Origin of the sequence: Pseudomonas sp. FSL R10-1350 (genome assembly GCF_009600525.1) — a bacterium.
Lineage (GTDB): Bacteria > Pseudomonadota > Gammaproteobacteria > Pseudomonadales > Pseudomonadaceae > Aquipseudomonas > Aquipseudomonas helleri.
Genome location: NZ_WIVR01000098.1, coordinates 1 through 11,805, shown reverse-complemented (window position 1 = coordinate 11,805; position 11,805 = coordinate 1). Strand labels below are relative to the sequence as shown.

Sequence of the window (11,805 nt, the reverse complement as noted above, 5' to 3'; positions counted from 1 at the left end):
ATGAGGGCGAGCGCGGACTATAAGCGTCGGGGTACAACAGCGGCAAGCGCCAACGCTGTACGAAGCTGCCGATAAATCGGCAGGCAAACGCAAAAATCTGTAGGAGCGAGCTTGCTCGCGATCTTTTGATCTGCCTCTGGCGAGGCAAAAAAGTGAGGCTCAGTTCCAGCGCCATTCGCCCAGGTCAATCACCAGACACGCGCTGCTGCTTGAACCGAACACGACGTCTATCTTGCGGTTGGGCTCATAGTGGTCAGAGCCGCAACCACCAATCAAAATGGCGCCACAACGCCCATCCCGTACATGCGGGTGTTCTTCCCACACTGGCACGCTGTCCAGCTGCAACTGGCGAATGAGTTTGTACAGGATAAAACTGCGCACACAGCGCCCGTTGATGCCTTCAAAACTCAATGACTTGCGCATAAACGTCAGTATCGAATCACGCTCTTTGTAGCAGCGCTCAACGATCGCACTGTAGTACTGCTCTCGCCCGCTGCTGTGGGGCACCGTGGGCAAGGAAATGACGGCCAGCAAATTAGTGCCTTCCGTGCTGAAGCCCACAATGTGGCGGTCTTGCAATTGATCCAGCCAAAAAATCGCAAATGTGCCGTCCAGCGCAGGAAACTTCGGGAACAATCCCTCAAGATCCACCTTGGCTTTTTCTCGGGAATCACTCAAAACACAGGTTTTGATAGAGCCATTGGGAATAAGGGTTAACTCGATCGACATCGCGCATCTCCATTGCCTGCACACGAACCAAAAGCACTCGACCTCTCAAGTTAAGCAGGTTTGCGCAAAGCCTCTACTGTCAGAAATGACAGTCCGTCTTCAAATTTTCACCGCTTGTCAGCTCTTGGCTTCACATTTAGTCATCGCGGCGTAAATCCGGCGGAATCGGCAGGTCTTTCAGCGGGTCAGGCCGCTTGCCTTTGCCCGCCTGGTGCTGGCGGATCTGGTAGACGTACGCCAGCACCTGCGCCACGGCCAGGTAGAGGCCCGCCGGGATCTCCTGCTCGAGTTCGGTGGAGTGGTAGATCGAGCGCGCCAGCGCCGGGGACTCCAGCAGCAGGATGTTGTGCTTGGCGCCGATTTCTCGAATTTTCAGCGCCAAAAAGTCGCTACCCTTGGCCAGCAACATCGGCGCCCCGCCCTTTTCGGGGTCGTATTTGAGGGCCACGGCGTAGTGCGTCGGGTTGGTGATGATCACGTCGGCATCGGGGATGGCGCTCATCATGCGGCGCTGGGACATTTCACGCTGCACCTGGCGAATGCGCTGTTTAACTTCGGGCCGGCCTTCTTGGTCCTTGTGTTCGTCGCGCACTTCCTGCTTGGTCATCAGCAGTTTCTTATGGCTTTCCCACAACTGCACTGGTACGTCGACGGCGGCAATCAAGATCAACCCGCAGGCCATCCACAACGCACTCCAGCCCACCACTTGCAGGCTGTGGATCACCGCCAGCTCCAGGGGCTCATGGGCGATGCGCAGCAGGTCGTCGATGTCGGATTTCAACACCAGCAAGGCGACGATCAGGATGATGAAAAACTTGGCCAGCGCCTTGAGCAGTTCCACCAGTGCCTTGGCCGAGAACATGCGTTTAAGCCCCGCCAGCGGGTTCATGCGGCTGAATTTGGGGGCCAGGCTGCCCGCAGCAAATAGCCAGCCACCGAGGGCGATGGGGCCGACGATGGCGGCGATCAATAAGGTGATCAGCACCGGCTGCAAGGCAATCAGGGCGATTTTGCCCGAGTGCAGCAAAAAGGCGGCCATGGAGTCGGTGTTGTACAAGGTCTCGCGGCTGATGCTGAAGTTGTAGCGCATCACTTCCATTAGGTCTTCGGCCAGCGCCCCGCCAAAAATCAGCAGCCCGGCCGACCCGGCGAGCATGATCGCCAAGGTATTGAGTTCTTTAGAGCGCGCGATTTCGCCCTTTTCCCTGGAGTCTTTTTTTCGTTTCTCCGTGGGGTCTTCTGTTTTATCGGCGCCGCTCTCGCTCTCTGCCATGGCTATTTCGCCTGTGCCAGTTCACGTAAAAACTGCAAAGCCTCGGAGGCCAGCGGCTGATACTGATTGAGAATGTCGGCCATGCTGATCCACAGAATGACCATGCCCAGCACCAGGGTCAGCGGAAAACCGATGGCAAAGATGTTGAGTTGCGGGGCCGCACGGGTCATGACGCCAAACGCGATGTTGACCACCAACAAGGCGGTGATCGCCGGCAGCACCAGCAACAGGGCTGCGCCCAGGACCCAGCCCAGTTTGTTGGCGATTTCCCAGTAATGATTAGTCATCAGCCCGCCGCCAACCGGCAACGTGGTGAAGCTCTCGGTGAGCACTTCAAACACCACCAAGTGACCGTTCATGGACAAAAACAGCAGGCTCACCAGCATGGTGAAAAACTGCCCGATCACCGCCACGTTGACCCCGTTGGCCGGGTCGACCATGGAGGCGAAGCCCATGCCCATCTGCACCGCAACGATTTGCCCGGCCACCACAAACGCCTGGAAAAACAGCTGCAACGAGAAGCCGAGCAAGGCACCGATAATAATTTGCTCGGCTATCAGCATCAGGCCGCTGAGGTCCAGCGGGTTGACGGTGGGCAGCGGCGGCAAGCTGGGCATGATCGCCAGGGTGATCGCCAGGGCCAGAAACAACTTGATGCGCTTGGGCACCAGCGTGGTACCGATGATCGGCATGGTGGCCAGCACCGCGCCCACCCGGAACAGCGGCAGCATAAAGCTGGCGACCCAGGTACTGATCTGCGCGTCCGTCAGGGCCAGCAGCGACATTTAGCCGATCAACTGCGGAATACTGCCGTACAACTGCAGGATGTATTCCATAAAGGTTTGCACCAACCATGGCCCGGCCACGATCAGGGTGACCAGCATCACCAGCAAACGCGGCAAAAAGCTCAGGGTCTGTTCGTTGATTTGCGTCGCCGCCTGGAACATCGCCACCAGCAAACCCACCAGCAAACTGGGGATCACCAGCACCGCGACCATCATCGTGGTCAGCCACAACGCATTGCGAAACAGGTCGACTGCGACTTCTGGGGTCATGGGCTCAGACTCCGCCGAAACTGCTGGCCAGGGTGCCGATAATCAGCGCCCAACCGTCCACCAGCACGAACAGCATGATTTTGAACGGCAACGAAATGATCAACGGCGAGAGCATCATCATGCCCATGGCCATCAGCACACTGGCCACTACCAGGTCGATGATCAGGAACGGAATAAAGATCATAAAGCCGATCTGGAAAGCGGTTTTAAGCTCGGAGGTGACGAAGGCCGGGACCAGAATGGTCAGCGGCGCCGCGTCGGGCGTCGGGATGTCGGTGCGCTTGGACAAGCGCATAAACAGTTCAAGGTCGCTGGTGCGGGTCTGCGCCAGCATAAAGTCCTTGATCGGGCCTTCCGCCTTGAGGATCGCGTCCTGGGCCGTGAGTTTTTCCGCCAGGTACGGCTGCAGGGCGTCGCGGTTCACCTTGTCGAACACCGGCGCCATGATGAACAGGGTCAAAAACAGCGCCATGCCGGTGAGGATCTGGTTGGACGGCGTCTGTTGCAGCCCCAACGCCTGACGCAGAATCGAAAACACGATGATGATCCGCGTAAAGCTGGTCATTAGCATCACGAACGCCGGGATAAAACTCAGGGCGGTCATGATCAGCAAGATTTGCAGGCTGACCGAATACTCCTGCTGCCCGTTGGCGCCGGTGCCCAGGGTGATCGCCGGGATCGACAACGGGTCGGCCGCCAAGGCGACCGGCGCGAGCAAGGCCAACAACAGTGCGACAGCTAAACGCATTACGGCTTGTCCTTTTGCTGGCCGAGGATTTCCATCAGCCGTTTGGCAAATTCAGGCGTGGCCGGTTGCGTGGTGTCCGGCGCTGCAACCGGCTCTTTGAGCACATGCAGCGGGGTGATGCGGCCCGGCGTGAGGCCGAGCAGGATTTGCTCGTTACCCACTTGCACCAGCACCAGCCGGTCACGGGTGCCCAGGGCCCGCGAGCTGATCAGTTCGATGACCTGCCCCTGACGTGCGCCCCCTTGCTGAACCCGGCGCAGCACCCAGGCCAGGGCAAAGATCAGCCCCAGCACCAGCAGCAAACCCAGCACCAGTTGCGTCAACTGGCCGCCCAGGCTGCTGGCGGCCACGGGCGCAACGGCGCTCGCGGTGCTAGCCACCGGCTCTGCTGCCAGGGCGCTCAAGGGTAGCGCCAGTAAACCGCCGAGAAGCCGCTTCACTTAGCGCAACTTCTTGATGCGTTCGCTTGGGCTGATCACGTCGGTCAGACGGATGCCAAACTTTTCGTTGACCACCACCACTTCGCCATGGGCAATCAGCGTGCCGTTAACCAGCACGTCCAGCGGCTCACCGGCCAGGCGATCGAGTTCGATGACCGAGCCCTGGTTGAGTTGCAGCAGATTACGAATGTTGATGTCGGTGCTGCCCACTTCCATGGAAATCGACACCGGAATATCCAGAATCACGTCCAGGTTGGGACCGTCCAGCGACACCGGGTCGTTGTTGCGCGGCACGCTGCCGAACTCTTCCATGGGCAAGCGGTTGGACGCCGGTTTTTGCGCGGCGTCAGCAGCCAGCAGCGCGTCGATATCGGCCTGGCCAACATCGCCGGTTTCTTCCAGCGCGGCGGCCCATTCATCGGCCAGCGCCTGGTCGGCGGCGCTTGTATCGTTTTCGTTAGCCATCAGGTGTCCTCACTGAGCAATTGGGGGAGTTCGGTGCTTAACGCCGAACGATGGGTTCGAGCACTTGCAAGGCCAGATTGCCTTTGTGCGAACCCAGTTTGACCTTGAACGTGGGCACGCCATTGGCGCGCATCACCAGTTCGTCCTGCAATTCGATCGGGATCACGTCCCCCGGCGCCATGTGCAAAATGTCACGCAGGCGCAGTTGGCGGCGGGCCACGGTGGCGCTCAGCGGTACGCTGACGTCCAGCACGTCTTCGCGCAGGGCTTTGCTCCAGCGTTCGTCCTGGTCGTCGAGGTCTGACTGAAAGCCCGCATCGAGCATTTCGCGCACCGGCTCGATCATCGAGTACGGCATGGTCACGTGCAGGTCGCCGCCACCGCCATCGAGTTCGATGTGGAAGGTCGACACCACAATCGCTTCGCTGGGGCCGACGATGTTGGCCATGGCCGGGTTCACTTCCGAGTTGATGTACTCGAAATTGACTTCCATGATCGCCTGCCAGGCTTCTTTCAAATCGACGAAGGCCTGCTCCAGTACCATGCGCACGACGCGCAATTCGGTGGGGGTGAATTCGCGGCCTTCGATTTTGGCGTGACGGCCGTCGCCACCAAAAAAGTTGTCCACCAGCTTGAACACCAGTTTGGCGTCGAGGATGAACAGCGCGGTGCCACGCAACGGTTTGATCTTGACCAGGTTGAGGCTGGTGGGCACGTACAGCGAGTGCACGTATTCACCGAACTTCATCACTTGCACGCCGCCCACCGCCACATCTGCCGAGCGGCGCAGCATGTTGAACATGCTGATGCGGGTATAGCGGGCGAAACGCTCGTTGATCATTTCCAGGGTCGGCATGCGACCCCGGACAATCCGGTCCTGACTGGTCAGGTCGTAACTTTTGACGCTGCCGGGTTCGGCAGCCGCCTCGGCCTGTACCAGACCGTCATCGACGCCATGCAGCAGCGCGTCGATCTCATCCTGGGACAGCAGGTCTTGCACGGCCATGTCGTGTCCTACTGCAATACAAAGTTAGTAAAGAGGGCCTGATCAATAACCACTTTGCCGAGTTCTTTTTGCGCCACTTCCTGCACGCTCGCAGTGGCTTTCTGACGCAACATTTCCTGCCCCACCGGAGTGGCGAGGCTGTCAAAGGTTTGTCCGGAGAACAGCATGACCAGGTTGTTGCGGATCACCGGCATATGCACCTTGAGCGCATTGAGGTCATTTTGATCCCGCGCCTGCAAGGTGATGCTCACTTGCAGATAGCGCTGGCGGCCGTTGTCATTGAGGTTGACCACAAAAGCGGGTGGCAGCGGCTCGTAGATGGCCGGGCGCTTGATGTTGGCGTCCACCACAGGCGGCGCGGCGCTTTTCTCGCCGCTCATGAAAAACCAGGTAGCCCCCACCGACAGGCCGATGGCCAGCAACAGCGCCACGACCACCAGAATAATCAGCTTGAGTTTGCCTTTATCGGCGGGGTCTTTCGGTGCGTCGGTCGTCGCCATGCCAATAATCCGTCACTTTTGGGTTTTCACAGGTGCATGACTAGGCAGAGCAAGTGTTATGCCAGAACTGGAGGAGCTGCCGCAGGCTGCGATCTTTTAAAAGATCAAAAGATCGCGAGGCAAGCTCGCTCCTACAAGGCCACTTGGGGTTCAGGCGTAGTAGTCCACGGCGCTGGTGCCCAGCACGATGCTGGGGGCGACGGGTTCGGCGGCGGCTAACGGCGTGTCGTCGTCAAGGCGCGCGCCACTGGCCCGGGAGCGCTGCTGGCCTTGTTGCTCCTGACCTTGGCCCTGCCAATTGCGCGATTGGTCCGACACATTGACGTCGACCTGGCCCATGCCCTGCTGGGCGAGCATGTCGCGCAGGCGGTGCATCTGGCTGTCCAGCGCTTCTCGCACGGCCGCATGGCCGCTGACAAAGTTGACTTGCGTGGACTGGTCCGCCGCGACGTTGACGCGAATATCCAGGCGCCCAAGCTCCGCCGGCTGCAATTGGATGTCGGCGGATTTGAGGTTGGCGCTGGACAGGTACATCACTCGGTTGACGATTTCTTCTGACCAGCCGCTCTGGTGCATGGCCAGCGGCTGGTTGACCGGCAGCGCATTCGCGGTTTTCGGCACGGCCGCCTGAGTCAGCGCAGCCAGACGGTTGGCAAAGTCATCGACGCGGGTGTCGCTGGAAGCGCTTTTGAGGTCTTTAAGGCCGTCATCCACCAGCCCCTTGAAGGCTTTTTCACCGCCCTCACCCGTACTGGAGGCGTCGGCTTTGGGCTCAAGCATCTGCGCAATCGCGTTCGGCTGGCCCTGGCTCGCATTGGCCGGGGTGTCGGGTTGAGCATTTTTCGCCGGTGACTGGCTGCTGGCGGACACATGGCCGCCCTGCTCCATGGCCAGGCGCACAGCGGGCATGTCATCCAGCGGGTCGGCTTGTGGGTCAAAGGTGTCATCCACCACAGGCGGTGGCGGCGCTTGCACGGCCATGTTCGCGGCGGCCAGTTGCGCAGCTTGCTCATCAGGCTGTGCCGGGGCAACAGGCGCAGGGGTTTGCGCTACCGCCGGTGGCGTTTGCACAGCAGGGGGTGTGGTATCGGCAGTCGGCAGGCCGTCGTCAGGTTTGACCGGCGTGTCATCTTGGTCGGTGCTTTGAGACTTGCCAGCAGGCAAGGGTTTGCCGCTATCGGCAACAGCAGGCGATGGGTTTGCAGCGCTGTTATTGCTCGCATCGCGTGTTATGGCAGGCTTGCTGCTGGTGACACCCGAGGTGGCGTCAGACGCTTTGGCATAGACCCTGGAAAACGGCTCGCCCCCTGTTTTTACGGGCTCGACGTCAGGTTGTGCAGCTTTGCCCGTTGCGGCTTTGGACGTAGCGACGGCAGGTGTCTGAAGGAACGGGTTGGCGGCGAGTGGCATTGGCAAAGTCTCCGCTGTACGGCAGGCATCGGTACAGGTGGGAGAGACAGAGCAAGGTTCGGGCCAGCTTTGCCGTCAGTTGCCCGGGAGGTAACTGGAGACGCTCACCCGCTGGCGCTCGGCGCGATACAGCTGGCGGACCATTTGGTATTCGTCATTGATTTCGATGACCAGCTCTTTGATGTCCGCCAGTTGCTTCTTTTGCGCACGCTCTTCGAGCTGACCGCACAACAACGCCAGGCGGGTGGCGCCCATGTTGCTGCTGCTGCCTTTGAAGCTGTGCGCAACCAGGGTCAGGTCGCGGGCTTCCTGGGCATTGTGCAATTGGTCGATACGTTCTTCGGAGTCTGAGAGAAAGGTGTCCAGCAGGTCTGCAAACCCCTCCTCCATCACCTCGCGTAACGAACTGATGACTTGCTCATCCATATGAATTTCAGACACTTGTTCACTCCTTGATCAAGAATGCTCGGATTATGCCAGAGCCTCCCATAAAAACTCTACGGTCGCTGTACGACCCTCGTCGGACCACCGCGCGGACGGGCAGAGCTGGCGCACCAGACTCAAACCGCGCCCCGACAAACGGTCGAGATCAAGCGGTCTGGCCAGCATGCTGGCGACGTCAAAGCCCGGCCCGCTGTCTTCTACGTGCAGTGTCAGGCGACCACCCTGGCGCTCGGGCACCACGCACATAGCCACACGCACGTAACCACTTTTTAACGCAATCAGACGCTGATTGCGCAATTCGTAATATATTGCAAAACCTTTAGCGTCTCGCTTGAGCCGAGAATCCAGCCCCAGCACGCCATGTTCCAGCGCATTGCTATACAGCTCGGACAGCACCGCATGGATCTGCGCGCCCTGGGCACGCAGGCCATGCACCTCCATCAGCATGTGCAGCAAATAGGGCAGCGGGTTGAACTGTTGCAGCGTCGACGCCCGGAATTCGAAACGGGCGGACCAGTCGAGCGGGCTGCATTGGCCGCTGTCGGTGTAGAGCATCGCGGGCATCCCCAAGCGCTGCGCAACCTGCGAGGTGATCTGCACCATGCTGACGTCATCACGAATCTGCCCCTGAAACTGCCGCAACGCCTGCTCGACTTCATCGATCAGGTGCTGCGGGTCGCGATTGGCCTCCAGCACGCGCTGCAACCGTTGCGCACCAAACAGCTGTTCATCCGGGCCAGTGGTTTCGGTCACGCCATCGGTGAGCAAGAACAGTTGATCGCCGGGCAGCATGGGCAGCACCCGGGTCGAATGGTCAAACGCCTTGGCCTTCAACACCCCCAACGGCAAATGCTGCGAGCTGAGCGCAGTACGCTGCCCCGTGGCCAGGGTGTGCAAATAGCCATCGGGCATTCCCCCGCTCCACACTTCAAGGCTGCGCCTCAGCGCGCTGACACAGATCACGTGGGCGCAGCAAAACATGTCGACCGGAAGGATGCGTTTGAGCTTGGCATTCATTTCACGGAGCATTTCGCCCAGGCCGTAGCCCTTGGCCGTCATGCTGTAGAACACCTCAGCCAAGGGCATCGCACCAATCGCTGCCGGCAATCCGTGGCCGGTAAAGTCGGCCAGCAGCAGGTGGGTATCACCCGAAGGCGTGTGGGCAGCAAGCAACAAGTCGCCGTTGAACAAGGCGTATGGCGACTGCCGATACTGGATATTCGGGGCGCTCAGGCAGCCCTCATGGGCCACCCGGTCAAACACCGCCTTGGCCACACGCTGCTCATTGAGCAAATACACATTGTGCCGGGCGATCTGGTCACGCTGCTGCAACACGGTGTCTTGCAAGCGCCGCAGGCGATCCATGACCGTGATCTTGGCGGCCAGCAGCATCGGGTTATACGGCTTGAGCAACACATCATCACCGCCCGCCTCCAGGGTGCGGGTCAATGCATCGGCGTGATTGAGTGAAGTCAGGAAGATGATTGGCACCAGCACTTCCCCGGCCAGGGCCTTGATCTGCCGCGTCGCCTCAAAGCCGTCCATCACCGGCATCAGGCCATCCATCAGCACCAGATGCGGGCGCTGATGGCAGAAGACCTCCACAGCCTCGGCACCGTTGCTGGCCAGCAACACGGTATGGCCCAGGCGCTGCACGATAGTGGCCAGCAACAGCCGGTCCGCAGCGCTGTCTTCGGCGATCAATATCGTCAGGCCGCGAGCCTGGGGCGGGTTCACTTGATGTCGAACAACTGGTCGAAATTGGACATCTCGAAGGTTTTGCGTACATCGTTGCTGCTGTTGACCACTTGAATCTCGGCTTCATCGCCACCGGCGTGATCGCGCAGCAGCAACAGCATGCCCAGGGCGGAGCTGTCGATGTAGGTGGCCTCTTTCAAGTCCACGACAATCGAGTCGGGTTTTGGGACGCTCTTTTCGTAAGCAGCACGAAACTCTTGATGCTTGGCAAAATCAAACCGGCCCTTGATGGCGATGGTCAGTTGGTTGCCGTCGGCTGAAACGTGAGAAGTCACGGCCATGGGGTAGCTCCTGGTTCAGGTATCGATTGACCTGAACTATAGACGCTCTGAAAACCTGCGCAGGCTGTAGGAGCGAGCTTGTCTCGCGATCTTTTAAATGATCAATAAGATCGCGAGGCAAGCTCGCTCCTACAGGGGCATGCGGGATTAGTAGACTTCTTTGCGTGGCAGGCGCTGGGACAGTTCGTCCATCAGTTTTTGCTCGCGCTTGTCTTCTAGCTGGCGCGCTTCGTCGGCGTAGCGCTGGACCAGTTTGCGCAACCCTTCAACCCGGGCGTAGGCCTGTTGCCAGGATTCGCGGGCTTTGTTGAGGTTGTTTTCATGCCATTGCAGGCTTTGGCGCTGCTGGCCCACCGCGGTTTCAAGTTGGCCCAGAAAGTATTGGTAGTTGCGCAGCCATTGGCCGGTTACGCCCTGGCTGCCGCGCTCGACCCATTGCGCCTGGTATTCGCCCCGAAAGTTTTCAAGGTCGCCCAGCTTGCTGTTGGCCAGATTGACCTGGCCCTGAAAGTGCCCCAATCGCTGGGCGGCTGCCTTTTCAGTTTTTTCGGCCATTTCGACCACCGGCGCCAGACGCGCTGCCCTTCCTCCGCTCGCCATAATCGCTTAACCACCCGCCGCCGGAGCGAACAGGCTGGCCAGGTGGCCGCCGCTTTCGCCCAGGCTGATGTTGTCGTTCAGCCCTTGGCGCAGGTACGCGACCATGGCCGGTTGCAAGGCAATTGCGGTGTCGGTTTCACGGTCGCCACCGGCCACGTAAGCGCCCACGCTGATCAAGTCCCGCGCTTGCTGGAAGCGTGACCACAGCTGTTTGAATTGCTGCGCCCGGCGCATGTGCTCGGCGCCGACCACCGACGGCATGACCCGGCTGATGGACGCTTCAATGTCGATGGCCGGGTAATGGCCCTCTTCGGCCAAACGCCGCGACAGCACGATATGCCCGTCGAGCACGCCCCGCGCCGAGTCGGCAATCGGGTCTTGCTGGTCATCGCCCTCGGACAACACGGTATAAAACGCAGTAATCGAGCCACCCCCGGCCTCGGCATTACCGGCGCGCTCCACCAGTTTGGGCAGCTTGGCGAACACCGACGGCGGGTAGCCCTTGGTCGCGGGCGGTTCGCCAATGGCCAGGGCAATTTCCCGCTGGGCCTGAGCAAAACGGGTCAGCGAATCCATCAACAGCAGGACATTTTTGCCCTTGTCGCGAAAGTATTCGGCAATCCGCGTGCAGTACATGGCCGCGCGCAAACGCATCAGCGGCGCATCGTCGGCAGGCGAGGCAACCACCACGGAGCGCTTGAGACCTTCTTCACCGAGGATGTGCTCGATAAATTCCTTCACCTCACGGCCCCGCTCACCGATCAGGCCCACCACGATAATGTCGGCCTCGGTAAAGCGCGTCATCATGCCCAACAACACACTCTTGCCCACGCCGGTACCGGCAAACAGGCCCAGACGCTGACCACGGCCGACCGTCAATAATCCGTTGATGCTGCGAATGCCCACGTCCAGCGGCACGCTGATGGGGTCGCGCTTGAGCGGGTTGATGGTCGGGCCGTCCATCGGCACCCAGTCTTCGGCTTTCATCAAGCCTTTGCCGTCCAGGGCGCGGCCAGCGCCGTCGAGCACCCGTCCAAGCATGCTCATGCCCATCGGCAAGCGGCCGGTGTCGGCCAAGGGCACCACGCGGGCACCC

General features: G+C 60.0%; 15 protein-coding genes. All 15 read right to left on the bottom strand.

From position 1 onward, the window contains the following. Positions 1 to 159: 159 nt before the first annotated feature. A complete protein-coding gene (locus GHO25_RS24350) occupies positions 160 to 729 on the bottom strand; it encodes a hypothetical protein (protein WP_153392993.1) in 570 nt (189 codons plus the stop codon). Between the two features lie 136 nt (positions 730 to 865). Then, on the bottom strand, positions 866 to 2,002 hold the full coding sequence (gene flhB / locus GHO25_RS24345) for a flagellar biosynthesis protein FlhB (RefSeq protein ID WP_048371394.1): 1,137 nt from the start codon (positions 2,000 to 2,002) through the stop codon (positions 866 to 868). Positions 2,003 to 2,004: 2 nt separating this feature from the next. Then, on the bottom strand, positions 2,005 to 2,787 hold the full coding sequence (fliR, locus tag GHO25_RS24340; RefSeq protein WP_048371396.1) for a flagellar biosynthetic protein FliR: 783 nt from the start codon (positions 2,785 to 2,787) through the stop codon (positions 2,005 to 2,007). Further along, a complete protein-coding gene (gene fliQ, locus GHO25_RS24335; protein WP_016781562.1) occupies positions 2,788 to 3,057 on the bottom strand; it encodes a flagellar biosynthesis protein FliQ in 270 nt (89 codons plus the stop codon). 4 nt (positions 3,058 to 3,061) lie between these two features. Continuing rightward, the gene (gene fliP / locus GHO25_RS24330; RefSeq protein WP_048390404.1) at positions 3,062 to 3,805 is read right to left on the bottom strand and encodes a flagellar type III secretion system pore protein FliP; all 744 of its coding nucleotides are present in this window, start codon (positions 3,803 to 3,805) and stop codon (positions 3,062 to 3,064) included. Next, positions 3,805 to 4,245: a flagellar biosynthetic protein FliO gene (gene fliO / locus GHO25_RS24325; protein ID WP_048371402.1), complete on the bottom strand. Its 441-nt coding sequence runs from the start codon at positions 4,243 to 4,245 to the stop codon at positions 3,805 to 3,807. The genes fliP and fliO overlap by 1 nt, the downstream gene beginning before the upstream one ends. Next, positions 4,246 to 4,710, bottom strand: a complete 465-nt coding sequence (fliN, locus tag GHO25_RS24320) for a flagellar motor switch protein FliN (RefSeq protein WP_048371405.1) — start codon at positions 4,708 to 4,710, stop codon at positions 4,246 to 4,248. It abuts the gene before it with no gap. Positions 4,711 to 4,747: 37 nt separating this feature from the next. Next, complete coding sequence (gene fliM / locus GHO25_RS24315) at positions 4,748 to 5,716, bottom strand: flagellar motor switch protein FliM (RefSeq protein ID WP_048371407.1); 969 nt, start codon at positions 5,714 to 5,716, stop codon at positions 4,748 to 4,750. Positions 5,717 to 5,724: 8 nt separating this feature from the next. Then, positions 5,725 to 6,216, bottom strand: coding sequence for a flagellar basal body-associated protein FliL (gene fliL / locus GHO25_RS24310; protein ID WP_048371409.1), 492 nt, complete (start codon positions 6,214 to 6,216; stop codon positions 5,725 to 5,727). 150 nt (positions 6,217 to 6,366) lie between these two features. After that, positions 6,367 to 7,626, bottom strand: a complete 1,260-nt coding sequence (locus GHO25_RS24305; protein ID WP_153392990.1) for a flagellar hook-length control protein FliK — start codon at positions 7,624 to 7,626, stop codon at positions 6,367 to 6,369. 75 nt (positions 7,627 to 7,701) lie between these two features. Further along, a complete protein-coding gene (locus GHO25_RS24300) occupies positions 7,702 to 8,067 on the bottom strand; it encodes an Hpt domain-containing protein (protein WP_178110214.1) in 366 nt (121 codons plus the stop codon). 30 nt (positions 8,068 to 8,097) lie between these two features. Beyond that, entirely contained in the window at positions 8,098 to 9,807 is a 1,710-nt protein-coding gene (locus GHO25_RS24295; protein ID WP_178110212.1) for a fused response regulator/phosphatase, read from the bottom strand. Beyond that, positions 9,804 to 10,109 carry an STAS domain-containing protein gene (locus tag GHO25_RS24290; protein WP_153392987.1) on the bottom strand — a complete coding sequence of 102 codons (306 nt, stop codon included), beginning with the start codon at positions 10,107 to 10,109 and terminating at the stop codon, positions 9,804 to 9,806. The genes GHO25_RS24295 and GHO25_RS24290 overlap by 4 nt, the downstream gene beginning before the upstream one ends. A gap of 147 nt (positions 10,110 to 10,256) precedes the next feature. After that, positions 10,257 to 10,709 carry a flagellar export protein FliJ gene (gene fliJ, locus GHO25_RS24285; RefSeq protein ID WP_048371419.1) on the bottom strand — a complete coding sequence of 151 codons (453 nt, stop codon included), beginning with the start codon at positions 10,707 to 10,709 and terminating at the stop codon, positions 10,257 to 10,259. Between the two features lie 6 nt (positions 10,710 to 10,715). Continuing rightward, the coding region (locus GHO25_RS24280) for a FliI/YscN family ATPase (RefSeq protein WP_153392984.1) at positions 10,716 to 11,805 on the bottom strand (1,090 nt) is incomplete at its 5' end.